This window comes from Desulfotalea psychrophila LSv54, from assembly GCF_000025945.1.
Lineage (GTDB): Bacteria > Desulfobacterota > Desulfobulbia > Desulfobulbales > Desulfocapsaceae > Desulfotalea > Desulfotalea psychrophila.
The window spans coordinates 3,462,980-3,488,551 of the sequence record NC_006138.1 but is presented as its reverse complement, the minus strand read 5'-3'; the positions used below and the strand labels follow the sequence as shown (position 1 = coordinate 3,488,551).

24 protein-coding genes and 1 pseudogene are annotated in these 25,572 nt (G+C 46.2%); 22 read left to right on the top strand and 3 right to left on the bottom strand.

Features of this window, described 5'->3' with window-relative positions:
• Position 1: 1 nt before the first annotated feature.
• Positions 2–2,335, bottom strand: coding sequence for an intermembrane phospholipid transport protein YdbH family protein (locus tag DP_RS15620; protein ID WP_011190329.1), 2,334 nt, complete (start codon positions 2,333–2,335; stop codon positions 2–4).
• A 244-nt stretch (positions 2,336–2,579) separates the two neighbouring features.
• Here DP_RS15620 and DP_RS15615 point away from each other — a divergent pair, with 244 nt between their 5' ends.
• Entirely contained in the window at positions 2,580–3,230 is a 651-nt protein-coding gene (locus tag DP_RS15615) for a hypothetical protein (protein ID WP_011190328.1), read from the top strand.
• Between the two features lie 68 nt (positions 3,231–3,298).
• Positions 3,299–4,213, top strand: coding sequence for a biotin--[acetyl-CoA-carboxylase] ligase (locus DP_RS15610; RefSeq protein WP_049785132.1), 915 nt, complete (start codon positions 3,299–3,301; stop codon positions 4,211–4,213).
• A 69-nt stretch (positions 4,214–4,282) separates the two neighbouring features.
• Here the strand turns inward: DP_RS15610 and DP_RS15605 are convergent, their stop codons facing one another.
• Both DP_RS15605 and DP_RS15600 read right to left on the bottom strand, forming a co-directional pair.
• Positions 4,283–4,915, bottom strand: a complete 633-nt coding sequence (locus tag DP_RS15605; protein WP_011190326.1) for a helix-turn-helix domain-containing protein — start codon at positions 4,913–4,915, stop codon at positions 4,283–4,285.
• 185 nt (positions 4,916–5,100) lie between these two features.
• The gene (locus tag DP_RS15600; protein ID WP_041278118.1) at positions 5,101–6,069 is read right to left on the bottom strand and encodes a SurA N-terminal domain-containing protein; all 969 of its coding nucleotides are present in this window, start codon (positions 6,067–6,069) and stop codon (positions 5,101–5,103) included.
• Between the two features lie 169 nt (positions 6,070–6,238).
• On the opposite strand from DP_RS15600, the gene DP_RS15595 reads away from it, so the two are divergent.
• The 20 genes and pseudogenes from DP_RS15595 to mocA all read left to right on the top strand — a co-directional run bounded on the left by DP_RS15595 (position 6,239) and on the right by mocA (position 25,048).
• The gene (locus tag DP_RS15595; protein ID WP_011190324.1) at positions 6,239–6,742 is read left to right on the top strand and encodes a TlpA family protein disulfide reductase; all 504 of its coding nucleotides are present in this window, start codon (positions 6,239–6,241) and stop codon (positions 6,740–6,742) included.
• Between the two features lie 277 nt (positions 6,743–7,019).
• Positions 7,020–7,772: a class I SAM-dependent methyltransferase gene (locus DP_RS15590; protein ID WP_041278117.1), complete on the top strand. Its 753-nt coding sequence runs from the start codon at positions 7,020–7,022 to the stop codon at positions 7,770–7,772.
• A 9-nt stretch (positions 7,773–7,781) separates the two neighbouring features.
• Positions 7,782–8,459: a precorrin-2 dehydrogenase/sirohydrochlorin ferrochelatase family protein gene (locus tag DP_RS15585; protein ID WP_011190322.1), complete on the top strand. Its 678-nt coding sequence runs from the start codon at positions 7,782–7,784 to the stop codon at positions 8,457–8,459.
• Positions 8,460–8,523: 64 nt separating this feature from the next.
• Entirely contained in the window at positions 8,524–9,345 is an 822-nt protein-coding gene (locus DP_RS15580) for a cytochrome C assembly family protein (protein ID WP_011190321.1), read from the top strand.
• The gene (gene hemA / locus DP_RS15575; RefSeq protein WP_011190320.1) at positions 9,338–10,618 is read left to right on the top strand and encodes a glutamyl-tRNA reductase; all 1,281 of its coding nucleotides are present in this window, start codon (positions 9,338–9,340) and stop codon (positions 10,616–10,618) included. Before DP_RS15580 ends, hemA begins: the two co-directional genes overlap by 8 nt.
• Positions 10,619–10,623: 5 nt before the next feature.
• A complete protein-coding gene (locus tag DP_RS15570; protein ID WP_156792333.1) occupies positions 10,624–11,124 on the top strand; it encodes a hypothetical protein in 501 nt (166 codons plus the stop codon).
• 126 nt (positions 11,125–11,250) lie between these two features.
• Positions 11,251–13,383: a carboxy terminal-processing peptidase gene (locus DP_RS15565; protein ID WP_011190318.1), complete on the top strand. Its 2,133-nt coding sequence runs from the start codon at positions 11,251–11,253 to the stop codon at positions 13,381–13,383.
• A 174-nt stretch (positions 13,384–13,557) separates the two neighbouring features.
• Positions 13,558–14,088: an RsbRD N-terminal domain-containing protein gene (locus DP_RS15560; protein WP_011190317.1), complete on the top strand. Its 531-nt coding sequence runs from the start codon at positions 13,558–13,560 to the stop codon at positions 14,086–14,088.
• A 92-nt stretch (positions 14,089–14,180) separates the two neighbouring features.
• A complete protein-coding gene (dsrM, locus tag DP_RS15555) occupies positions 14,181–15,194 on the top strand; it encodes a sulfate reduction electron transfer complex DsrMKJOP subunit DsrM (protein WP_011190316.1) in 1,014 nt (337 codons plus the stop codon).
• A gap of 32 nt (positions 15,195–15,226) precedes the next feature.
• Positions 15,227–16,858 carry a sulfate reduction electron transfer complex DsrMKJOP subunit DsrK gene (gene dsrK, locus DP_RS15550; RefSeq protein ID WP_011190315.1) on the top strand — a complete coding sequence of 544 codons (1,632 nt, stop codon included), beginning with the start codon at positions 15,227–15,229 and terminating at the stop codon, positions 16,856–16,858.
• A gap of 29 nt (positions 16,859–16,887) precedes the next feature.
• A complete protein-coding gene (dsrJ, locus tag DP_RS15545) occupies positions 16,888–17,286 on the top strand; it encodes a sulfate reduction electron transfer complex DsrMKJOP subunit DsrJ (RefSeq protein WP_011190314.1) in 399 nt (132 codons plus the stop codon).
• Positions 17,286–17,561, top strand: coding sequence for a twin-arginine translocation signal domain-containing protein (locus tag DP_RS19060; RefSeq protein ID WP_011190313.1), 276 nt, complete (start codon positions 17,286–17,288; stop codon positions 17,559–17,561). Before dsrJ ends, DP_RS19060 begins: the two co-directional genes overlap by 1 nt.
• 15 nt (positions 17,562–17,576) lie before the next feature.
• Positions 17,577–18,098: pseudogene (gene dsrO / locus DP_RS19055) on the top strand (sulfate reduction electron transfer complex DsrMKJOP subunit DsrO); the annotation flags it as partial.
• A 7-nt stretch (positions 18,099–18,105) separates the two neighbouring features.
• Positions 18,106–19,281 (top strand): sulfate reduction electron transfer complex DsrMKJOP subunit DsrP, encoded by a 1,176-nt coding sequence (dsrP, locus tag DP_RS15535; RefSeq protein WP_011190311.1) that lies wholly within the window; start codon positions 18,106–18,108, stop codon positions 19,279–19,281.
• A 103-nt stretch (positions 19,282–19,384) separates the two neighbouring features.
• The gene (locus DP_RS15530; protein ID WP_041278116.1) at positions 19,385–20,017 is read left to right on the top strand and encodes a hypothetical protein; all 633 of its coding nucleotides are present in this window, start codon (positions 19,385–19,387) and stop codon (positions 20,015–20,017) included.
• A gap of 199 nt (positions 20,018–20,216) precedes the next feature.
• Positions 20,217–21,014, top strand: a complete 798-nt coding sequence (locus DP_RS15525; protein ID WP_011190309.1) for an FAD binding domain-containing protein — start codon at positions 20,217–20,219, stop codon at positions 21,012–21,014.
• Complete coding sequence (locus tag DP_RS15520; RefSeq protein WP_011190308.1) at positions 21,004–21,453, top strand: (2Fe-2S)-binding protein; 450 nt, start codon at positions 21,004–21,006, stop codon at positions 21,451–21,453. The genes DP_RS15525 and DP_RS15520 overlap by 11 nt, the downstream gene beginning before the upstream one ends.
• Positions 21,453–23,756, top strand: coding sequence for a xanthine dehydrogenase family protein molybdopterin-binding subunit (locus DP_RS15515; RefSeq protein WP_011190307.1), 2,304 nt, complete (start codon positions 21,453–21,455; stop codon positions 23,754–23,756). The genes DP_RS15520 and DP_RS15515 overlap by 1 nt, the downstream gene beginning before the upstream one ends.
• Positions 23,737–24,465 carry a selenium cofactor biosynthesis protein YqeC gene (yqeC, locus tag DP_RS15510; protein WP_011190306.1) on the top strand — a complete coding sequence of 243 codons (729 nt, stop codon included), beginning with the start codon at positions 23,737–23,739 and terminating at the stop codon, positions 24,463–24,465. The genes DP_RS15515 and yqeC overlap by 20 nt, the downstream gene beginning before the upstream one ends.
• Positions 24,458–25,048, top strand: coding sequence for a molybdenum cofactor cytidylyltransferase (mocA, locus tag DP_RS15505; protein WP_041278115.1), 591 nt, complete (start codon positions 24,458–24,460; stop codon positions 25,046–25,048). The genes yqeC and mocA overlap by 8 nt, the downstream gene beginning before the upstream one ends.
• The last annotated feature ends 524 nt before the right edge of the window (positions 25,049–25,572 follow it).

Genomic DNA, 25,572 nt, shown 5'->3' with positions numbered 1-25,572 from the left:
ATTACTCCATAAGAGATTGAAAGTTTTTGCCATAGTGGAGCACCTCCATTAAGGGCAGGTGGAAATTGACGTCAAAGTGTACGGGGTGTTGCAAGCCACTGCCCTTCGTTGAACGAATAAGTTTACCGTTTTTATAGGCATAAGGCAAAGGTATTGCGGGCTTGCCATCGAGCTGCATGGCTATTACCAGGTCATCTTTGACCGAGTTAAAAGATAATGTTGTCCAGTTGTAATGAAAATTCTCAATTGCAGTCATGGAATAGTCGAGATAGCTGGTATTTGTTATCTCTCCCAGGGACTGGCGTAGCCTGTCGGTATTGCTAAATTTTACTCTACCACTGTCACCGGGACTTGAGGAGAGAAATCCGTCGTTGAAAAAGAGGCTCTTCTTCTTCCACTCTAGGGGGATGCGGCCGCTTAAGGTGCCTGTCCCTTCGGCGTTGGGCATACCTATCTGTTTGAGTAGGTCGGTGAAGCCAAGGCGGTCACAGTAGAGGGTGAGTTGGTAGTTTTTCTTTTCTTTATTGAGTGTGAGGCTGTTACTCTCTACTCTGCCGCCGCACCAGTTGAAAGAACCTTGCTCGATAAAGATGGAGGAGAGGTCTTCGATGCGGTAGGCGATATCTATCTTTTTAGCCTCGAAGGAGCCTGCCCTTATCTCTTTGGCCTTAAGTGATTGACTGGGCAGGCTTTGCATGAGGGGCAGCTTGGTAAAGATGAGCTGGGTGCTGATTCCCTTGAGTTGGAGGCTGTCGCCAAGGTCTATTTGCCCCCCTTTTAAATTAAGCGAGGCTGTGCCACTGAAGCCTACCTGTTTTTTCATATGTAGCCGAGCGGAGACTACCCCGGAAAAGGAGAGGTCCGCAGGAAGTTTCTCTTGGAGGGTGGCCGGGAGCCTGCTCTCTGTTATGGTTGCGTTTTTAAGCGAGCAGTCGAGTTCGGTCCCGGTCGTTGGATTGCCCTGATAGTTGGCAGAACAGCGGATTGCTCTGGTCGCGAGCAGTGGGCTCGTGGCACTCAGTTGGACCTTGCCCTTGGTCTCAAGCTGGCTATTGGTGCCGGAGAGGTGAAGTAGTCTCTCACCCCGGTATTTGGCTGTTCCTGCAAAGAGGCCGGATATCTGGATACCCCCCTGTCCCTTCTTGGTGAACTTCTGTTCTATCAGGATGTTAGTAAGGGCAATCTGCTCTCTTTTCATGGTGAGTCTGGCCAGGGAGAATTCTGCTGTGGCCGTCATCTCCTTTTCCACCATCTTTGTCGAGATATCCAGAGAAAATGGTGAGGTCTCTATATTGTTTCCGAGGGCAGTTCGTGGTAGCCTGCCTGTAATCCGGCCTTTAATTTTTTTACCTGTACCCTGGAGGAAATATTTTATTATCCGGGGATCATGGGGAAATGATAGTTGCCCCGTGATGGCCATTGTCCCTGTCGCATGACCGCTGCTCTTTATTTCCATGGGGAAAGGCTTCTCAAGATGCAGGCCTGTGAGTTGGTAGTCTATGCCCTGCGCGTCCTTTTTTAGACTGAGGTGCAGTGGGGCGTCGTTACTGGAGCGGAGTGAGAGCTGATCTGTGTGCAGGATGAATCCTGAACAGCGTAGGTCTGTCTGAAGATGTTTTATTTGCTTGAGGTCTGCTGATAGAAGGATGTCTGTTTCCAGCTCTGCCTCTCCCTGCATCTCTGGCAGGGAGCACTCTCGTAAATTGTTCAGGTGAGAGCCGGCATTTATCTGCAACCTGTAGCCATTTATCTCCTGGTTGAGTATTGCCTCTATGGAGGTGTTGATATCCCCTTGGATAGTCGTGCGGGCATCCATTCTCACCACTCTGTGTCCGCCCTGGGGATCTTGCTCTGTGTGGAGCTCTATCTCTGCCTTAAGTCCGATATTGATCAGCCTCTTGCCCTGCTTGAGCTGGACGGTGGCGTTTTTTAGGGTGATGTTTTGCAGGCTCAGGGGAATGTTTTGTAAAAAATTGGTTTGGGATGTTTTGTCGGGCTGTTTCTTGTTAAAATATTTTTGTAGTGTTGAGATATCGCCTTGGGCCTGCAGGCCGTCGATCGTGAGGTTTTTTATCTGTTTTTTGAGAAGAGATGACGGGGAATAGTTGACTTCCAGGCGGGTAATGGAAATATTATTTTTCGTTGAGCCCATTTTTATTCTGGCAATAGTCCTCCATGGAGAAATTTGGTCTATCTGTACCTCTCTGTAGTGCAGGGGCAGGTCTCCAAGGGCTTGGCTGATGATACTGTTGGCCATGGAGGGCATGAGGAGACAGAGGTAGAATAGGCCGAGTAAGATGCTCGCCAAAATTAAAAAAACAGATATTTTTTTCATCGTAATAGTTTGTTTTTGTTATTTTTATTACAATAGTATTAAATAGATTGGTTAAATATAAATATTGCCATGAATCCTATATCTAAGTATAAACCCTTTGTTTTTGCCTGTGCATGAAAATAATATGTTATGTCTGTTTCTACGGATTGATTGTCTTGGGATTTTTTTTTTGATATTGTCATATTAGCATAATAACAGAAATTTTATAGAGACAGCATAGCTACAATAAGGAGCCTTTCTTACCATGTCTAATGAAATAGATTTTGATGAACTCTTAGCAAAATATCATTCTGATCCCTACGATTATGTTGATATTTATGCCATACATACCGGTCTTGTAAAATTCCAAGTTGGGGTCGGTGATGAGGTTGATGCTCCTTCGGGACAGTGGCTTCAGGTGCCGGGAACACCTCTGTATGAAATTAATCGTGAGCGTAATCCTAAAAAGGTTGCAGCCGCAACTAATGGCATTGTCTCCGAGGTACATGCAGAGCTTGATGGTCAGTTTGTTGAGGCTGGAGAAAAACTGTTAACGATTAAACATCCACTTAAGAAAAAAGAGATTATAGAGAATATTCTTAAGGAGGTGCTTTATCTCTTTCCTGCTCCAGAGAGTGCGAAATATTTTTTCTCCCTTGATATCCAGGCCCGGATCGACAAAAAGGACCAGAAGGCAGTAGTGGTGGAGCCTGGCGAAGAAATTATAACCATGTCTTTGATGAAGCGTGATACCCCCGTCTGCTATACCGGCGAGCGTGGCGTTATTCACTCGGTTTATTTTAAACCAGGGGTCTCTGTTGCTCAGGGTGAACCGCTTATTGGTATCTGTCCTACGGAGAAATTGCCACTTATCGAGAAGATTATTACCAAGGTGAAGGCAGACTGGGATAATTAGTCATAACCTTTTCACTTTTTTCTCTTTAGGGCCGGTTTATTTCTATAGACTGGCCCTTGTTATATATTATGATTGAAAATTTTCCTACAGTAGCAGGTGTGAAGGCAGCCCTTATGCGGGAGGCGGAACGTTCTTCTCTCGGTGTTGACCACGGTCTTCTGGTGAGTCGGTATGGCGGTTTTGTTGGCGCTAAAATCGACTGTTATTCTAACCTGTCTCGGGCAATGGATGAAGGTCGCAACCATATTAATCTTCATGATCAACGGGGGAGCTCTGTTGCTTCAGGCCTGGTGATTTTGGCGGATAGTATGACGGGGACCAAGGGGCGATTCACCAGATCTTGGCACGCTCCACAGGGTGGAGTTTGGGGATGTATGCTTCATGCCAATACCCTTTTGCCACAATCTCGACAGTTTATTCCCTTTGCCGTGGGCCTTGCCTGTTGTGAGACGATGCGGTCATATGGTCTTGAGAGTGCCGCTCTTCGTTGGGTTAATGATGTCCTCTATATGGGCAAAAAGCTTGCCGGATTTTTGATAGAGTCCTATACGGCCCCTCTTTCGGGGGAGGTGTTTAATCTTGTTGGTTTTGGTATTAACGTCAACAACAGGTTATTCCCCCCTGAGTTAGAGGCTATTGCCGGTTCTCTGTCGGCTTGCCTGGGAGAGGATGTGGATCTCTCTACTTTTACAGAAAAATTTCTTGCCAGGCTTGCCTGGAATATGGGTCTGCTCTACTTTGAAGAAGAAAAATTTCTCAGGGAGGAACGCTACTCCGGTGAGCAGGGGCGTCATCTGCTTTTAGAGCGGTTTTTGGCACTTACTGACACCGTTGGCAAGCGTGTTGTTTATGGTTTTGATGTGATGATTTCCCCTCAGTATGAGGCGAAAATTGTTGCAATTGATGAGATGGGTGGACTTGTGCTTCGCCTTGCCGACGGTTATCTGAAAACAGAGTATAGCGGTGAGGTACGTTATCTCTAGGCCTGTCTCTGCCCTTCCTTTTTTCATAAAAGAAGACACCTTGGTGTCTTCTTTCTCGTAGTGCTCTATCTAGCTGAAGAACCCTTGGCTGACAAAATTGATTGAACTATTTTCCGTCTTATACTGAACAGGAAAGGTGTTGATGGTCGAATGCAGTGATAAGGGTTTGCTGTAAGAGAGCTCTTTTGGCTCGGCCAGCTTATCTAAAAGCGGATGGGTTGGTGTTGCCCTGTCTATTTGGACAATAGGACTTTCATCCAGGCTTCTTAACTGCTTGCTGAGAAAATCAGCAGGATTCCAGGAAAAAAACCAGGAGAAGATAACGAAAACGAACAGAAGTAGAAGGAGCGAAAAACCAAAGATAGAGAAAAGTGGAATCAGGGGTCGCTCTGCCATTGCCCCTATGTCCTTTGCCAGATGCTGCGGGGGAAGTTGTTTCCCTGTTTGCTGCTTGGACTCTCTCTTGTACTGTCCTTGGATTTCTTCTGCTCCCAGGCCTAATTTTTTGGCATAGAGGCCATAAAAACCATGGGTGAAGGCTGGCGATGGCAGTTGTTCGTAGTCATCCTCCTCCATTGCCCGGATGGTTTTGGTGGAAATTTTTGTGCTGCCAGAGATCTCTTCGACGCTGAGTCCACGATTGATTCGTGTTTTGCGCAGAACGTCTCCCAGTGTTTCATCCTGTGTTTGAGCTTCTGACATATGGTGCTACCCTATAATTTTTATGGAACCTTGAAAAAGGCCTTCTCAGCAAATTCCTACCCTATAGTAAAGTATCCTCGAAGGTAAGCGTAGGCTTTTATCTTAACGATGTTTAGTATGCCTCGCAGATGGGGCCACTTCTTATCGGCAGGGCCAATTATTCAAACTACCATTTGTTTAATGATTTAAAGTTTTTGAATGTAGGCGTTTTCTTTAAGCTCCTTAACCCAGGAGGAAAAATCTTTTTGCATTTGGATTTCAAAAAGTTTTGCCTGTATGACCTCTTTTACTGTGGCGTAAGGCGCTTTGCTTATGCTGTTATTTTGATCTCCGCTCAAAACTTTGAAAAATTGATAACCAGCAGGGCTTTCGATGATATTACTCACCTCTCCTGGCTTGAGTGGCGAGATGGCCCGGGCCATGTTCTCGCTCATATCATCGATGGCGAAAAAACCAATATCTCCTCTGTCTTTTGCTGAGGGGAGGGTAGAGTATTTTTCGGCAAGGGCACCGAAGTCCTGTCCCTTTACTGCAATTGCATGTATTCTTTTGGCAAATTGGAGTGTCTTCTCCTTGCTTCCGGCCTCTTCTTTGTCCCAGTCAAAACCAATTTGCAAGAGGTAGTATTCCCCATCTTGGGCATTTATGGTATATTCTTTTTCGTAGTATTCGCGAATTTGAGATTCCGGAATAACAATTTTAGAACGAATATCATAGTTGATGACTTTACGTTGGAGTAGTTGGCTGCGTATGTTGTTTTGATAGGTGTTGAATGAAAGGCCAGATTTTTTGAGCTCTTCGATAAACTGTTCACGGCTCAGGCTCGCTCGTTTTTGTATGCCCGCTATGGTTCCCTCCACCTCTTCATCGCTGACGAATACTCGTGCCTCTTTTGCCTTTTGGGCAATAAGCTTTTTGTCTATAATAGAGTTGAGAGCTCCCTCTCTGGCCTCTGCCATGGCCTCTTCCTGTTGGTCAGCTGGAGCTGTTTCGGTAATTTTATGCTTGATCTCTGCTGTCTCTGCATTAAGTTCTGAGAGAGTTATCACTTCATTGTTTACCACTGCAACGACTTTATCGATCACTTGAGCCTGAAGAGGCGAGAGCAATATCAGGGTGAAAATACAGGAAAGGTAACTGGTGCGTAGAGACATGAACTTTTTGAGCAACTTTGGCAGATTATGCATGTTGTTGGAGAGGTCTAAAAAGTTAGAAGGTTAATATGCTATTTTAAAGGCAAATCTACTGAATTTATTAGCTTGTGATACACTTCAGCAAAGAAGATACCATATTAATTCTGTTTTTGAAATCACCTCTGGAGACATGATGAAAAAAAAACATATCCGTTTGCAAGGCCAATTTTTGTTTGTAGCTCTGATGTTTTTCTTCCTAGTAGCTGGGCCTGCGCAGGCAAATGTTAAAATGCCATCCTTTAGCTTGCAGAGTGCTGTTGATAACTCGCTGGTGGAAAGCAAGGCTTTTACCGGTAATGTTTTGCTGGTAACTTTTTTTGCCACCTGGTGTCCTCCCTGCATACAGGAGGTGGATAGTCTTATAAAGTTACAAAAAAACTTTGTGGAAAAGGGGTTTTCGGTAGTAGCTCTCTCGGTTGATCAGGTGGGGGTAAGTAAGGTAAAAGATTTTGTCAGTAGCAAGGGAATTAACTACCCTGTACTCATGGCTGATCAGCAGGTAATGCGTGATTTCGGCGGAATTTATGGTATTCCCGTTGGCTTTTTGGTTAATCGTCTGGGGAATGTTGTTAAGCGTTACACAGGATATGTTCCCGAAGAGCAGCTTGAAAAAGATATTATCCCCCTTCTCTAGAAAGCTATTGATCCTTCCCTAGCCTTAAATTGACAGAACAACATAACTTATGTATTTTGCCTCGCCGGCTGTTTTTTATTCAGCCGGCCTTTTTTTGTGAATTATTGAAGAGGGCCGTGGCTTGAGTTGTTTCTGGCATTTCAGCTTATGTCATAAATTTTCTTCCCGGAGCTAATAGGGAAAATAAATTACAGTGGTTTGGGTATTACTCTTCCTGTAGCCTTCATGATTATTGGTGTTATTTTTTTATTTTTATAAATTTTTCAAGGTGTTATTTATGGATATTCGAAATCTTCCCGATGCGGAACGTGAGATATATAATAGAATAAAAAAGAAGTATCGCTTGACCTTTGATAAGCTCACCGTCAAAGATAAAACCCTTCGCCTTCTTAAAATTGCCGATTTGGGTGAATTTATAGGTGATAATCCCCAACTTGAAAAATTTCTTCGGGGAAAGATGAGTGATCCTCAGGAGTTTTTGCAGACCTTGCAGGATACCGATGTGTCGGATTTTCCTTTTTGGATTCGTCTGTGGGACGCGGCTATTGTCCTCTCCTACCTGCTCACCTCTCTGCCTCAACCTCAGGGCAAGACTCTTCTTGAATTGGGTGCAGGGCTTGGTGCACCGGGGCTTGCCGCTGCCTCCGCTGGAATGGATGTTACCATTACTGATTATGAAGAGATGATCGTTGATTTTCAACGGGTGAGCGCTGCCGCTTCAGGCCTGACAAATGTTAATTTTGCTCTGTTTGATTGGTTTGCCCCTCCAGAGTTGAAACAATATGATATACTTGCCGCAGCCGAGGTGGTTTTTCGAGAGGAATTTTTTGAGCCTCTCTTGAACGTGTTTAAAAAGCATCTTAAGCCGGATGGAGCTATTTGGCTTGCCCATGATGCCAGTCGTAGAAATTTGCCGAAGTTTCTTCAACTTGCTAAAAATGATTTTGATATTGCTATAAACAAACAGGAATTCAAAAAAGAGGGTAAGGATATTGTTATTATAGTTAATCGTTTAACCTTTAAGAAATAAGGGTCTTTCTTGTATCCTGTTAATTTAAATGTGGCCGGCAGGCTCTGTCTTGTCGTTGGCGGTGGTCGGGTTGCCCTGCGAAAAATTCGTAATCTTGTTGAGCATGGGGCCCGGGTACGGGTTGTTGCTCCGGAGGTTGTCCCTGAGGTACAGGCGCTTGCGGGTGGTGGCCAGATAGAGCTGTTGTTACGTGGCTTTCAGCAGGGTGATGCCTCGGGGGCGTTTTTAGTTTTTGCCGCCACCGATCAGGTGGAGGTGCAGGCCGTGGCCGCAGCCGATGCCAGAAAGTATGGTGCTCTGCTCAATAGTGCTGATAGTCCGGAGCTCTGTGATTTTCAGTTACCGGCTTATTTTTGCCGGGGAGGCTTTCAGTTGGCGATTTCCACCGACGGCGGCAGCCCTGCCTTTTCCCGTTTTATTCGGCAAAAGCTTGAGGATGAGTTTGGTGATGAGTATGAGTACAGTCTCTGTTTGCTTGCCATCATCCGTAAAAAAGCACTTGCGGCGGGCCTTGATGTTGGTCATAACCAAAAGATGTTTCGCAAGCTGCTGGACGATGATCTTGTGGACTGTATAAAGAGTGAAAGTTGGGCGAATTTGTCGAAAATATTGTATTGTCATCTGCCAAAGCAGATTGATGCAGAGGAGATAATGGAGGATTTTCGTGGTAAATGTTGTCAGAATTGAGCTGGCAAGATTTGACCTCTGTCCGTTTTTTATTCTGAATAAATAAAGCCAACAGGCTCATATCATGATGATAACCATAAGTGATGTAAAAGATATTTTTTTTGGGTTGGCCCTGGTGCTCTCCTTTATGTCTTGTCTAAGTTATATTGCCTTCTTTGTTTCGCTCAAAGAGGTTCTGCGCTCGTCTGGTCGTGTTATTCTTGTTTTTTCAGGTGTCGCTCAAACCCTCTATATCTTGGATCGAGCCCTGTTTCTGGGTAATATACCCGTGACAACGACGCACGAGGCCCTGGTCTTCTTTGCCTGGGCTGTGACCTGGTCATTTTTGCTCTTTCGCTGGCGACATAGTGTGAAAAATCTCGGTACGTTTTTATCTCTACTGGTTTTTTTGATCCTTGTGGTGGCATCATTTTTACCAAAAAATATTATTCCCCTTAGTCCGACAGAGCAGACCCTTTGGTTGCCCTTTCATGCCGGTGTCTCTCTCCTTGCCTATGGCTTTCTGGGGATAGCCTTTTTGGCCGGGGTGATGTATCTTCTTCAGGAACGTGAGCTTAAGAAGAAACGTTTCGGCTATTTTTTTTCTCGCCTGCCCTCCCTTGATTCCCTTGATATGCTCAATAATCATTGTTTGACGGTGGGTTTTTCATTTTTAACTCTTGGCATTGTTGCCGGTGTGCTTTGGGCTCGAATTGTTCATGGCTTCTGGCAATGCGATTGGACTGTTATACCGTGGCTTTTTTATCTTGTACAAATGCATCAACGGCTGACCGTGGGTTGGCGTGGAAAACGAGCGGCAACAATGGCTATTATTGGTTTTATTCTTGCGATGTTTACCCTCTGGGGACTAGCGTATTTCTCTGGAGGCGTACACGGTAATGTTTGAAAAACAGGTATTTCTTTTTGGTGTTAACCATAAGACAACACCGGTTGCGGTGCGTGAAAAAATTGCCTTTACAGATGGCTATGAAACGGCCCTGACACGATTGCAAGAGGAGGTGGGGTGCGATGAGTCCTATCTGCTCTCAACCTGTAACAGGGTCGAAATTCTTGTCTACGCAGATAGTACAAGGGATATCGAAGCCGAGGTGAGTCGTTTTCTCTTTGCAGGCAAGGTGCCCGAGGAAGATTGTCGTGATTATCTCTATGCCTTAAAGGGACTCCCTGCCGTCCAGCATCTCTTCACAGTTGCCGCAAGTCTTGACTCCATGGTGGTTGGCGAAGCACAGATTCTGGGGCAGTTGAAGACGGCCTATCGCCATGCATCTGCACTCGGCTGTACAGGTCCACTGCTCAATCGTCTCCTGCATAAATCATTTTCTGTGGCTAAACGGGTGCGTACAGAAACGGCTATTGGTGCCTCTGCGGTTTCTATTAGCTATGCCGCCGTTCAACTTGCCCGCAAGATCTTTGGTAACCTCGATACTAAAAAGGTAATGCTGGTGGGGGCAGGGGAGATGGCCGAGCTTGCCGCAGAGCATTTGGTGGGGCAGGGCGTTTCTTCAGTTGTTGTTGCCAATAGAACCCTTACCCGAGCCGTTGAACTTGCTGACAAATTTGGCGGGACGGCTATCTGTATGGAGGAGCTCTACGCTCAGCTTGAGGATGTCGATATTATCATCAGTTCGACGGGTGCCCAGCATATCATTATAGAGAGCGCTGAAGTTCGCCCTATTATGCGTGTCCGCCGTAATCGGCCCCTCTTTTTCATTGATATTGCCGTTCCCCGTGATTTGGATCCTGAACTCAATGAGTTGGAAAATGTCTATCTCTATGATATTGACGATCTGAGTAATGTGGTTGAGGTAAATAAGTCCGGTCGTGATCATGAGGCGATAAAGGCGGGCTGTATTGTTGAGGAAGAGACCCGTAAGTTTGATGAATGGTACCAGGGGCTTGCCGTTAAACCAACGGTTTTGGCCCTCCGTGAAAAAATGTCCGGGATCATAGAGCAGGAGCTGAGGAAGACCCTGCCAAGGCTTCATGACCTGGGGGAGCATGATCAGAGGAGTATAGAGAAAATGGTAGCCAGTATAAGCTCCAAATTTCTTCATGATCCCCTCCATTATCTGAAGAGCGACTCTTGTCATGGACGCGATAAAAGTCAGGCCAAGGTTGATACCCTGCGTTCAGTGTTTTCGCTTAAAGGGGATATCTAGTCGTGATGGAACAGAGTATTGCAGAGCTTTATGAAAATGAGTGGTATGTTGTCCGCCACTCTGGAGAAATACCGGAAATAGCATTGCATTCAGCGCTCTATTTTCTGACAAGGGATAAAATCGGTCCTCAGCTGGAGCTGACTGAAGTTCAGCTAAAGGGCTTGCAGGATGCCGCCCTTAGCCGATTTAGGGAAATTATTTTACGGGATATTTTGTCGGAAAATATTGGTACCTCGGCTTATCGTGGTCTAAGCCGTTGTATGGCAAACTATCAGCGTTACCTTAAATTTTGCCAACGGCAGTCTTTAGAAGTCGGTTTGCGTGAGCAGGTACATAGGCAATTGATTGTTTTTCTTGAAGAAGAACTGAGAATTGTTCGGGGGGATTATCGCTCCTCCTCTATTGACTGTAGCTGGAATAATTTTTTAGAGTTTTATGAGCAATTTTTTCCCAATAGCCCCTTATCTTCAGCGCAAATAACTGATATATCGATTCTCTTTCTGTAGATGCATGCCTTTTTCTATGGCTAAAAGCAGTATTATCTGGACTTTTTGGCAGGTGGTAACGTAATCTGTAGAGATTGTTTGCGGCTAACTCTCTGTGTTTTTGTCTTTTATTTTCTTAGGTTTTTTATGAAATTAATGAAATCGTTTTTTTTCTCAGTCCTTGTGCTGCTTTTTCTCAGCCCTGTTCTTCATGCAGATTCTTTGACGGCAGAAGAGCAGGAGAGGGATAGCCTTATTGGTCATATGCTGAGCAAGCAGTTGCCGACACTTCATTATAGCGATAAAGAACTCAATGATAGCTTGGGAGAGGCTGCCTTTAGTCTTTACCTGAAACAGCTTGATTATCAAAAACGATTTCTTCTCCAGGAGGATGTTGACGTTCTGCATAGTCACGCAGATTCCATTGATGATAATATGCGTTCCGGGCAGGTTGTTTTACCAAGTCTTGGTTCTGAGATACTTCTAAAACGTGTCGCTCAGGTGCAGCAGATGGTTACCAAAATGGTTGCCGCCGAGATTGGCCATACTCCTGGCGAGGTGTACCAGAGTGATCCTAAAAAGCTTTCCTATGCAAAATCACTGGCAGAATTAGAGGATCGCTGGCGTAAGATTCTTAAGGCTCAGGTTATGTCTCGTTATCTGGATCTTGAAGAAGAGGCGCAGGCGGCAAAGGGGGCAGATCTTGCAGGGAAAAAATCTGGAGAGGGGACGAGAAAGTCTGTTAGCTCCAATTTCAAGAAGATGTGGGCTGAGGCAACAGAGAAGGTTGCCAAGCAAAACAAGACCTTTCTGCATAGGTTGACTCAAGAGACACTGCAGGATCACACCGATCGTTTTTTTAACTCTGTAGCACGTGCCTTTGGTCCCCATACAAATTATATTCCTCCAGCGTCCAAAGAACAGTTTGATATTAATATGCGAGGCAGCCTTGAAGGTATCGGTGCCCTGTTAAAAGAAGAAGACGGTATGATCAAGGTGGTCCGGGTCATCCCCGGGAGTGCCTCTGCCAGGCAGGGTGGGCTTGAGATAGAAGATGCTATCTTGAGTGTAGGGCAGGGTGACGAAGAGCCCGTGGATGTGAGTGATATGCGCCTGCGTGATGCTGTACGTTTGATCAGGGGTGCTAAGGGCACGGAGGTTCGTCTCACCGTAAGAAAAAATGGTGGGCTGAAATCTGTTGTTCCTATTATTCGTGATGTTGTGCAGATGGAAGACACCTTTGTCAAAAGCCTGGTGGTGAAGGGGGATGATGGGGCGCGGATTGGTTATATTAATATCCCAAGTTTTTACCGTGATTTTGAAAAGAGTAAGAAGGGTGAGAAGGGGCGCAATTCAACCGATGATACCAGGGTCGAGGTGCTTAAGTTAAAGGCCTTGGGGGTTGATGGTATTGTTCTTGATTTGCGTAATAATGGTGGCGGAGCACTTGTTGATGCCATTGATATAGCTGGGCTTTTTGTTAAAGAAGGTCCCATGGTTCAGGTGCGGACCAGCATGGGGGATAAGCGCATTCTTTTTGATCAGGATGAGGGTATTGTTTACGCTGGTCCTTTGGTGATTTTGGTGAACAAGTTTTCCGCCTCGGCCTCAGAAATTGTGGCTGCGGCCCTGCAGGATTATCACCGTGCCGTTATTATGGGCGGGGCCCATACCCATGGTAAGGGGTCGGTGCAGACTGTTCTTGATCTTAATGAGTATGTACCCTGGTTGTCCATGGCAAATTACGAAGATCTTGGCGCCCTGAAAATTATGATTCAAAAGTTTTATCGGGTAAACGGTGGATCCACTCAGTATAAGGGTGTTGAGCCTGATATCGTCCTGCCAAGTATCTATGAGCATTTGAAATCCGGGGAGAGGTATCTTGATTACTCCCTGCCCTGGGATAGCATTGAGGCTATTGACTATACAACCTTTAGCCTTTCCCCCGATATAGAGAAGATACGAAAAAACAGTCTTGTCCGGGTTAAGAAGAATAAGGAGTTTGATATTATTCGGGACGAGGTGGCAAAGGCTGAAGAGCGTAGTCTGGATACCTATATTTATCTGGATATTGAGCGAATGCGGGGGGATCGAAGAATGGCCAAGGCGGCCCGTAAGCGTCTTGGCGCTGAGGTGGGTCTCTTGGAAGAGGAGCCTAAGTCGACGATTTCTGAAACAGAGGCAGAAAAAGAGAGTCACTGGCGCCAGGGGGTGAGTCGTGACCCATGGGTGCAGGAAGCAGGAAGGGTTATTGCGGATATTGGCAGGCAGGTGAGCTGATAAGATGTATGTTAGCGTTGGCTAATAGGGACGTTTTTTCATTTGTCAAATAAAAAATGTTGAAAACAACGTCAAAAAATGCTAAAAAATCACCCGCATGGCACGTTTTGGTTTCAATGTTGAAATCAAAACTTAATTAGTTGTAATGCTTTATTATTTTATTGAGGTGAAGGTGTGATTGATCTCGCAGAAGGTTTTAGGAATCATAAAGACAAGATTGTTAGTCAGTGGGTGGATTATGCCCTGTCGACATATTCTTCATCACGTTTTTTTAAAATCGAGCAGAATAAATTTGCCAATCCTATCGGTGGTAATTTCAGAGAGGCCTTTGCAGAGCTCTTTGACCTCATATCCAATGGAGAAGACTCAGAAAAAATAGTCGCCCCCCTGGAGCAATTTATCAGCATACGTTCTGTTCAGCAATTTACCCCTTCTCAGGCGCTGGCCCCCCTCAATGCTTTAAAGCATATTGTCCGTGAGGTGTTTAAAAAGGATAAAGAACGTGCCCATCTTATCCAAGAGCTCTATGATTTTGACTTTAGTGTTGATCTTGCTCTTCTGGCAGGTTTCGATGTTTATATGCGTTTTAGAGAGCGTTTGTATCAGGTTAGAATAGATGAAATAAAATCTGGATCTCATATTTTAACAGACAGCAGGTGCCCTTCGCGTATGCTGAAAAATGATGAGAAGGAAGTTATTTCTTAAAAATAACGAGTTTTTAACTGGTCTTTGACAATTTGGTAAGTGCCTTATTTGTTGGATTCCAAAATAACAGTTCAATTGAAGCGAGGTAAGAAATGAAGTACGCCTTCTCATTCCTGGTAGTCACTGCATTGGCTCTGATTGCTGGGCTCGGATCCATGATACCGGGAACGCAATACTTATTTGGGGTCGCCATTCCGTATTTGGCCGTTGCGATTTTCCTATTCGGGTTTGTTTATAAAGTGGTGAATTGGGCGAAATCTCCAGTTCCGTTCTCTATCCAAACGACCTGTGGTCAGGGAAAATCGCTTGATTTTATTAAGCATAACAAACTTGAAGCTCCACAGACTAAATTGCAGGTAATGGCAAGAATGTTTTTGGAAGTAGTGTTCTTCCGATCTCTATTCCGTAATACCAAGGCAGAACTTCATGATGGGCCTAAGCTTACTCATGAATCTTCCAAGTGGCTCTGGTTGTTTGCTCTGATTTTTCACTACTGTTTTCTTCTTATTGTGGTTCGACATTTGCGATTGTTTCTTGATCCTGTCCCTGCCGCAATCGCCTGGGTAGAGTATTTTGATGGTATCATGCAGATAGGTGCACCTCGCTGGTATATGACCAGTGTTGGACTCCCATTTGCCTGTATTCTTCTTTTTGGTCGTCGTCTGTGGAATCGTCAGGTACGATATATCTCTTTGATGAATGATTATTTCCCACTGGTGCTTATCTTCGGGATTGCAGTAACTGGTATATTGATGAGATATTTCCTGCATGTGGATATTATCACCACTAAGGAAATGCTGATTGGTTTGGCAACCTTCTCGCCTGTTGTTGGTGGTACTTTGCCAGGTATTTTTTGTATACATATTTTGTTGGTGTCTGTGCTTTTGGCCTGCTTTCCATATAGTAAGTTGATGCATAGTGGTGGTGTTTTTATGAGCCCAACCCGTAATATGACCAATGCCTCTCGTGCTGTACGTCATATCAATCCATGGAATCCTGAGATTAAACCTCATTCTTATGCAGGTTATGAAGATGAATTCCGTGAGTTTATGGTTGAAGCTGGTCTTCCTGTGGATAAGGAACTCCCTGCTTCTAAAGAAGCATAGACTATTAACTAGCTTATAAGGATGATATAGAAATGTCAGTTTCAAAATTAGAACAATTATCAAAAAGCATCGTGGAAGGACCTTCCATGTCCACTGGTGCAGTTCCCGCCATGGGCTGGATGGATACTCCCGTTGAGTTTAAACCGGGTAATTATGCCTATCCTGCTAAAAAAGAGAAGGTAGAGTACCTGAACAGTCAAGAAGGTCTCTCCTTTCCTAATGCCCGTGTCTGGTCTCCTGAAGATGAAGATTGGAAGCTTCCCGAGGATTGGAAAGAGATTATCATTAATGGCCTGGCTGAGCGTTTGGGTAAGTTTCGTTCTCTCAAGATCTTTATGGATTGCTGTGTTCGTTGCGGTGCCTGTGCCGATAAGTGCCACTTCTTTCTTGGTACCGGTGATCCTAAGAATATGCCAGTGCTTCGAGCAGAGCTTCTTCGTTCTGTTTATCGTAAAGAGTTTACCCTTGCCGGTAAAATTCTTGGCAAGATGGCTGGTGCCCGTGAAATGACCACTGACGTACTTAAAGAGTGGTTTATGTACTCTTATCAGTGTACCGAGTGTCGCAGATGTTCTGTCTTCTGCCCATACGGTATTGATACTGCGGAAATCACCATCATGTTCCGTGAGTTACTTCACCTTGTCGGTGTTGGTATCAATTGGATCTTAGAGCCTGTCTCTAACTCCAATCGTACCGGTAACCATATGGGACTTCAACCTCACACCTTCAAGGATAATGTTGAATTCCTTCAAGAAGATGTTGAGAGCCTTACTGGTATCAAACCAAATATTAGTTTTAACCGTAAAGGTGCGGAGATTCTCTTCATCACCCCATCGGCTGATGTATTTGCAGAACCAGGTCTCTATACCGCTATGGGTTATATGAAACTGTTCGATGCAATTGGACTTGACTATACCTGGTCAACCTACGCATCCGAGGGTGGAAACTTCGGTCTTTTTACCAATAATGAGACCATGAAGAAACTGAATGCTAAGATGTATGCCGAGGCAGACGGCCTTGGTGTTAAATTTATCATCGGTGGTGAGTGTGGACATATGTGGCGTGTCGCGCATCAGTATATGGATACCATGAACGGTCCTGCTGATTTTCTCGAGAAACCAATTTCTCCGATTACCGGAACCTATTTCGAGAATGCAGCATCCACCAAGATGGTTCATATCAGTGAGTTTACTGCTGATCTTATTAAGCACGGTAAACTTAAGCTTGATAAGAGTCGTAACAGTCACGTTAAGGCTACCTTTCATGATTCTTGCAACCCTGCTCGAGCCATGGGGCTTATTGATGAACCTCGTTATATTCTTGATCATGTTGTTGATTGGGTTGAGATGCCAGAGAATACCATCCGCGAGCAGACCTTTTGCTGTGGATCTGGAACTGGTTTGAATACCGATGAGATCATGGACCTGAGAATGCGTGCCGGTTTTCCTCGGGCAAATGCTGTTAAGCATGTTAAAGAGAAGCATGATGTTAATATGCTCGCCTGTGTTTGTGCCATTGATCGCGCAACCCTAACGTCTCTCAACAATTTTTGGAACCCAGGTGTTGATGTCTGTGGTATCTCTGAGCTTGTTGGTAACGCAATTATCCAGGAAGGCGAAAATCGTGCGGATCTTACAGAAGGTCTCCGTACAATGGTTTTCTAATCCAGCCCAGAATATAGGAGTTTCTAGTAATGTACAATAAAGGATCAGTAATTATAGGACTGGCGATATTTATCGCACTTGTTACCTTTCCGCTCTGGTTTAATGGGCTGTTGGGAACAGGTGATGTGCCTAATCCTCAGCTTCCAACTAGTGAAACTGAATGTGTGCTTCCTGCGGCTGAAATGCGAGCAAAGCATATGGTACTGCTTAACCAGTGGCGTGATGAAGTTCTTCGTGACGGTGATCGAGTAGAGGTGACCATTGGCGGCAAGAAATTCCGTAAGGGATTACAGTTAGCTTGCATGCAATGCCACACAGATAAAGAGCAGTTTTGTGACACATGTCACACCTATGCTTCTGTGACACCATACTGTTGGGAGTGCCATTTGAGCCCTGCGGTAATGGCTGAGAAGAAGGAGGTTAAGTAATGGATATTAAAAGAAGAAATTTTTTGAAGATGGCAGGCGCTACCGCCCTTGCCGGTGTTGCTGCTCCCGCTTTAACAAAGCTTGGTACCAGTACTGCTCATGCGTCTTCTGTTCCGGCAGGACACGGAGCAGTTGCAGCAGGACATGGCGCGAACAGCAAAGGCATCCACTATGGCATGGTCTTTGACATGCGCAAGCTGTATGATAAACCAGAGCTGATGGATCGCGCTATTGAGGACTGTAACAGGGAACACAATATCCCTGAAATTGACTGACCTCGAACAGAGGTCAAGTGGATTTATACAGAACCCTTTGAAAATGCCTTTCCAGAACATTCAGGCAATCATATGAGTGACGTTCTCAAGAACAATGAGTTCCCTGTGATGTGTAATCACTGTGAGAATCCTCCCTGTGTGCGTGTTTGTCCTACCAAGGCTACCTTTATCGAGGAACATAATGGCATCGTAGAGATGGATTACCATCGTTGTATTGGTTGTCGTTTCTGTATGGTGGCATGTCCCTATGGAGCTCGAAGCTTTAACTGGGAAGATCCTCGCCCACATATTAAAGAGTACAATCACGAATTTCCAACCCGTATGCGTGGTGTTGTGGAGAAGTGTACTTTTTGTGCGGAACGTTTGGCACTTGGTCAAGAACCAGCTTGTCTTGAAGCAATTAAGGAATCCGGCGCAATGATCTTTGGTGACCTTAATGATCCAAACTCTGAAGTTTCAAAGGTTCTCAAAGAGAACCCAACCATTCAGAGAAAGCCGAGTTATGGAACTAAACCATCAGTCTTTTACATAGTGTGAGGATGTCATGATCGAAAAAGTACTTAGAGGCAAAACAAGATACTGGACATGGCTCGCCTTTCTGTCGGCGCTTATTGTGGTCGGCTTGGTTTGCTATATCAGACAGTTTATGTATGGTATGCACCTGACAGGAATGGGACGTGATGTTTCCTGGGGACTTTATATTGCCCAGTTTACCTACATGGTTGGTGTTGCAGCGGGAGGCTTGATGCTCGTCCTGCCGTATTATGTTCATAACTATAAAGTTTTTGGACGTATTACAATTTTGGGTGAGTTTCTGGCCGTTGCTGCATTGATTGTTGCCCTGTTGTTTGTTGTTGTAGATATCGGAACCTTGGTTCGCAGTGCGAACATGATTCTCCATCCAACACCGAATTCCATGCTCTTTTGGGATATGTGTGTACTCTGGGGATATCTTCTCTTAAACGGCATCTGTGGTTGGGTTATTCTCACCGCAGAGCGTAAGGGCGTGAAGCCACCGAAATGGATCTATATCCTGGTATATGCTTCCATTCCATTTGCGGTTTCCATTCACACCGTAACTGCTATGCTTTACTGTGGTCTGCCAGGACGTCATTTCTGGTTGTCAGCGATTACAGCACCGCGCTTTTTGGCATCTGCCTTTGCCGCCGGTCCTGCTCTGATCGTTTGTATGGCACTCTTGATGAAACGTCTTACCGGTTTTGATGCAGGTAAAGAGGCCATCCGCAAGATTATGACCATCGTCATCTATGCAACTCTTGTGAATGCCTTCTTTGTTGGTCTTGAGTTCTTTGTAGGCTTTTACTCTGACATTCCTGGTCACAAAGAGACTCTTCAGTATCTCTTCTTTGGTATTGAGCATGGTGGTCACGTTTATAACAACCTCGTTCCATTTATGTGGGGATTTGTTGTTCTCTGTGTTGTAGGTCTTGCCATTCTCAGCTATCTGCAAATTTCCAAGGTGTGGAATGAGAAATTGATTGCCTTTGCCTGTATGTCAATTTTTATTGCTCTCTGGCTTGATAAGGGAATCGGTTTTGTTATTGGTGGTATGGCCGTTAGTCCGCTCAACCAGATTGTAGAGTACTACCCACATCCTAATGAGATTGGTGTTACCGTTGGTATTTATGCGGTAGGTGCCTTCCTTGTTACAATTCTTTATAAGATTGTAGTTGATGTGGAGCATGAAATAGAATCCTAGTTCTAGTTTGTGGTTGATTTATAAAAAAGCCCCCGAATTTTCGGGGGCTTTTTTGCCTTTTTCGTCTCTTCAGAAGCTGTTCTTTTGGCTGGGGGTAAAACCTATGAAGAAAAAGCATGTACTCATTGTTTACTATTCTCTAACTAATCAAACCAGGGGCCTTCTTGAAGCCTATAGCTCAGGTTTGTCTGACCCGAAAATTTGTTTAGAAATATGTAGTTTACATCCCCTCCACCCCCTTCGCCTCCCCCTTCGTTCAAACTTTTCGCTTCTCAAGGCCATGTGGCAACCCTTTTGGCGCAGGCGCTGTCAGATAGAAGACCCTTGCCTGCAACGTAGTCATTATGACCATATTATTATTGCAGGCCCAACCTGGTCTTTTCAGCCAAGTGCTCCGATCCTCGCTTTTTGGCAGGACTATGGGGATATTGTGGCGGCAACCAGGGTGGATTTTCTTATCTCTTGCAGGTCTTGTTGGCGAAATCACTATTGGGGTCTTCGCCGCCTCTGTAAAAAACATGGCGGCCTGCCTGGGGAACCGCTTCTCTTTGAGCATGCCAGCGATGAACCCTGGTGTACCATCGGTCTTCTTCTTTATCTGCGGGGGATCTATGCGAACCGCCTACCTCTTTGGCTGAAAAAGAGGTATCCATTTTTTGGACATAGCTATAACCAATGGGCAGATGTTTACGATAGGGGTGCTCTGTTACGGCAACAACTTTTAGATATGATGTAGTCTTCCCCCTTAGGAAATTTTGAAAATAGTCTTTTCTGCAAATCTTTGTGTTACATGAAAAATTTTATCCTTGAAGGTAAGCACAGAGGCTGTGATATCAGCGCTGTCTGTGGTGAAATTTTTTATGCGCCTTTATTGAAAGACCTAACTTTTTTAAGCTTTTCCCTGTGGGTAAAAATTTACCAAGGATTTTTCGATTATGTTCAAAATAGGCAATTATCTTTGCCCATCTTCTCTGGAAGATGCGTATCAGGTACTTCAGGATGTCCCCGCCAGTGTGGTGCTTGGGGGCTGTGGTTATCTGCGTCTTGCCGGACGTAGAATTGATACGGCAATAGATTTAGTAAAATTGGGTCTTGATACCGTGGTGGATTCAGACAGTAGTCTTGAGATTGGGGCAATGACCTCTCTGCGGGAAATTGAAACCAATCCCCTCATTCTTGAAATGTGTCAGGGCCTGCTTTCCCGCTCTGTTAAAAATATAGTTGGTGTTCAGCTTCGAAATTGCGTGACCATTGGTGGCTCGGTCATGGGCCGTTATCCTTTTTCGGATCCTATTACGGCTCTGGTGGCCCTCGATGCCGAGTTGTTATTCCACGGTGCTGGCAGGGTACGTCTTACAGACTATCTGCTTGGTAAGGGGCTGCGTGATATTCTGCTGAAGATTATCATCCCTAAAGGGGCAACAGCCGGTTCCTATACCAGTGTTCGTAAGTCGGCAACTGATTATGCTATTCTCAATGTTGCTGTTTCCCAGGTGGGTAAGACTTATCGCATTGTGGTGGGTAGCAGGCCGGGACGATCTCTGCGGGCTAATCTTGCTGAAATTCATCTCGGTGAGCATGGACTCTCCGATGCTGCCATCCTTAAAGCAGCTCAAATGGTTGTGGAGGAGTTGAAGTTTGGCGACAACCCTCGGGGAAGTGAGGCCTATCGTCGGGCTGTTTGTCCCGCTCTTGTTAAACGTTGTCTTATGGAGGTAAGGGATGCAGCTTAAAACCAATATTAATGGTCGTCCAGTAGTGCTTGACTTTGTTCCGGGTGAATTTTTGGCAACCACCCTCAGACGTTATGGCTATCTCAGTGTCAAAGAGGGTTGCAATACCGGCTCCTGTGGTCTTTGTACCGTCTGGCTTGATGGTAAACCGATCCTCTCCTGTTCAACCCTCACTGCCAGAACCCTTGATCGGGAAATTACCACCATCGAGGCCCTGCAAAAAGAGGCAGAAGAGTTTGGTCGTTTTATGGTGGAGGAGGGTGCTGAGCAGTGCGGTTACTGTGCCCCCGGCTTTGTCATGACCGTTTTGGCCATGCGACGCGAATTGGAGACACCGACGGAGGACGATATTCGTCACTATCTTGCCGGTAATCTCTGTCGCTGCTCCGGTTATAAGGGGCAGTTGCGGGCCATTAAGAAGTATATGGGGGTTGAGTAATGCAATATATAGGAAAGAGCATTGCCAAGATAGACGGTCTTGCCCTGGTTAAGGGTACACCTGCCTATACCAGTGATTTGGATACTAATAACAGCGCCCTGGTGGTAAAGATTCTTCGCAGTCCTCATGCTGCGGCCAGAATTCTCTCCATTGATAGCTCCCTTGCCGAGGCCATGCCCGGGGTGGAGTGTGTCCTTACCCATAAGGATGTGCCGGAAAAAAGTTTCACCCTTGCCGGTCAGTCTTTTCCTGAGCCATCGCCCTATGATAGAAGAATTCTTGAGGACAGGGTTCGCTATGTGGGTGATGAGGTGGCCATTGTTGCTGCTGTTGATGAGATTACCGCCCTTGAGGCTATCGATAAGATCAAGGTGAAGTATGAGGTTACTACTCCAGTTTTAAGCCTGGAAGAGGCCCTGGATAACGCTGTTCAGGTACATGAGAGCCAGCCCTATACTCACTTTGATATCGGTAACGATGCCCTGCGTAATATTGCTGCCAGCCAGGATGTCGGTCGGGGTGATGTGGAGGCTGAACTTGCTGCCTCCGAGGTGATTATTGATCGGACCTATAATACCCAGGCCCAGGCCCATGGCATGATGGAGACCTATCGGGCCTCTACTTCCTTGGATGTTCATGGTCGTCTGCAGGTGATGACCTCCACCCAGGTGCCCTTTCATATTCGCCGTCATCTGGCTCATATCTTTGATATCCCTCGGAGCAAGATAAAGATGCTCAAACCTCGGGTTGGTGGTGGCTTTGGTGGTAAGCAGAGCGCGCCCGTGGAGATATTTCCCGCCCTTGTCACTCTCAAGACCGGAAAACCGGCTCGAATTGTCTATAGCCGTGAGGAGACCTTTACCAGTACCAGTACTCGGCATGCCATGCAGATGCGGGTACGATTGGGTGCTGATCTGGCCGGTAATATCAATGCCGTTGATATCTACTGCCTCTCTGATACCGGGGCCTATGGTGAGCATGCGGCCACTGTTTTTTGGGTGGCGGGAGAGAAGACCATGCCTCTTTATGGCAAGGCCCGTGCCTGTCGTTATCATGGTCATGCCCTCTATACTAATAAAACCCCTGCTGGCGCCTTTCGTGGTTATGGCGCGACTCAGGGCACCTTTGCCTTGGAATCGGCGATAAATGAGCTTGCCGAAAAGCTCGGTATGGACCCGGCGGCCCTGCGTTTGCAGAACCTCATCGCCGAAGGTGAGAGTAGTGCCATGCTCTGCGGTTCAACGCCTGAAAAGCCCGTGGTATTAAAGAGTAGTTCTCTGGGCAGCTGCATAAGAAGGGGTAAGGAGCTGATCGGTTGGGAGGAAAATTATCCCGCCAAAAGGATCAGTGCAACGAAGATGCGTGGCTACGGTATGGCTGTTACCATGCAGGGTTCAGGAATTGCCAAAATTGATACCTCAACGGTACTGATAAAGCTCAATGAGGATGGTTTTTTTACCCTCAGTCATTCGGCCGCAGACATCGGTCAGGGCTCGGATACGGTACTTAATCAGATTGCCGCCGAGGTTCTGGAGGTGGGAATGGATCAGATTAATGTCACCAGTTTTGATCTGGACACCCTGCCCTATGATCCGGGTGCCTATGCCTCCAGTGGCACCTATGTCACAGGTAATGCCACAATCAGGTCGGCCGAAGATCTCCTTAGACAGATGAGGGAAACTGCGGCCAGGCATATGGACTGTTCGCTGACAGATATCAGCTATCATGAAGGTGTCTTCAGCGCTGAGGCCGGTCAAGAGATTTCTCTTTCTGAGTTGGCGGCCATTCTTTCTTCTTTTGCCGGCATGGATCAGCTCGTGGGTAAGGGCAGCTTTGGTGGCGATACCTCTCCCCCTCCATTTATTGCAGGTTTTGCCGAGGTGGAGGTGGATCTCGAAACCGGAGAGTCCCAGGTCACAGACTATGTTGCCGTGGTTGATTGCGGTACTGTTATCAATAAGAATCTGGCGACCATTCAGGTGGAAAGTGGGGTGGTGATGGGTATTGGTCTGGCCCTCTACGAAGAGGTGCGTTATTCAGCCAAGGGTCGCCTTACCACTAACTCCTTTATGGAATACCGTATGCCATGTCGTCAGGATGTCCATGGTATTCAGGTCGCCTTTGAAGAGAGCTATGAGCCGACGGGTCCCTATGGAGCCAAATCGGTGGGCGAGGTGGTCTGTAATGCCCCCGCTCCGGCAATTATTCAGGCAATTTACAATGCGACGGGGTTCTTTTGTCGTGATCTACCGGCAACTGCTGAAAAGGTGCTATTGGGGATGAATGATGGAAAACTGGCATAGAGAGGAGAGTTTTCTCACAGCCTTTGGCCTTGGTTGCGGCTCTGTTGCCGCAATCATTGGCGCCGGGGGGAAGACATCTCTTATGTTTCAAATTGCCCGTGAAGCGCGGGCCAGAGGCATGAGGGTGCTGGTTACAACCAGTACCAGGATCTTTGTCCCTGAGCCAGAGCTCTACGATGAGATAGATTTGAGTGGAGAGGGCTTTGCGTTCCAGCCAACTCAGGCCGGGATCTATGTTGCCGGTCTGCCCGCCGAGGAGGGAAAGTTGGCGGGGCTGGCAGATTCTCTTTTGCTGAGCTCTAGCAAGTTTTTTGATCTGGTCCTGATAGAGGCCGATGGCTCTAAGTGCCTGCCCCTTAAGGGGTGGAAGGAGACGGAGCCGGTTGTGCCAGCCTGCACCACCCATAGTATAGGGGTGCTGGATATAAGTGTGTTGGGGGAGCGGATTGACCAGAGTCTTGTCCATCGTCTCCCTCTCTTTCTGGAGCTTACCGATGCCTCTCCCGGTGATGCACTCAGTCTTGACCACCTGCGACGGGTGGTGGAGGGGGGCTGTGGTATGTTTGCCCGCGCCCATGGCCGGGAGCAGATCTATCTGAACAAGGTCGAGTCTGCAGAGCTTTTTCAAGAGGCCAGTGCCCTGAGAAAACTGTGTCCGACTAGAGAATTTGTGGCCGGGAGTATCCATGAGGAGAGGGTCTATGCCTGAACTTGATGCCATTATCCCAGCGGCAGGTTTTTCGAGGCGGATGGGCACCAATAAGCTTCTCCTGCCCCTCGGTGGTAAAACACTGCTGGAGGTGTTTCTGGATGCCTTTCCCTACCATCTCTTTAGATCAGTTTTTCTCATCTACGCAGACGATCAGGTGGCAGGATGTGCGGGGTCTTATCCTCTTCATCTGGTGCGCAATAGTCATCCAGAGAGGGGGCAGAGTTACTCCGTACGTTTGGGCCTTGAGTTGAGCCGCGCTCAGGACGGTTTTCTCTTTGCGGTGGCGGATCAGCCCTGTCTGCGTCCGGCAAGTATAGAGAGGATGGTGGCGCTTTTTAGTAGGGATAAGAGTCGAATCGTTCGCCCCGAGGTGGCAGGAAAGCCTAGAAATCCTGTTATCTTTCCCGCCTCTCTTGGCCCTCAGCTATTGGCTCTGGAGGGGGATGAGGGTGGTCGGCAGGTGATTCGTGCCCATCCCCATCTGCTCTGCAGTCTTGAATTTAGCGATTCCGCTGAATTTGTCGATATAGATACCCCGGAACGCTATCAGCAACTTCTGGCAGAGTGGCCTCGCCTTTAGTGCTCTGTAAAACTTTATCCCCCGTATATTGTTTGCCCTTTTCTCGCGCTGACTTCGTTTCTCATTCGGTCACATAGCGCTGCTATGCTCCTTCATTCGTGCCTTGCAGCGCACCAAAATGGCTAAACAATATTTACGATATCTAAAGCTCTACAAAGCACTAGTGCAGTGTAAACTTTAAACAGTCTGATTGATTTGTTTTAGCTCCACCTATTCATTATTGAACCGTCATTTTCTTTTGAGTAAAAGAAAATGACGACTGAAGAAAGAGGCCTTACCTGTTGAGGCAAACCCTAAGCTTAGGCTCATGAGAGAATAAACAGATGCAAAAAGCCTGAAAACCAGAATATTGGCGCAATATACATCTGTATAAATCCTGAAAACTCCAGTAGTGAAGCAATATACATCTGTATAAAGCCCGAAACATCGAGGAAACAGACAATATACAAATGTATAAAGGCTCAAACACCGAGTAATCGGGCAATATACAAATGTATACGGCCTGAAAACCCGAGTAGACGGGC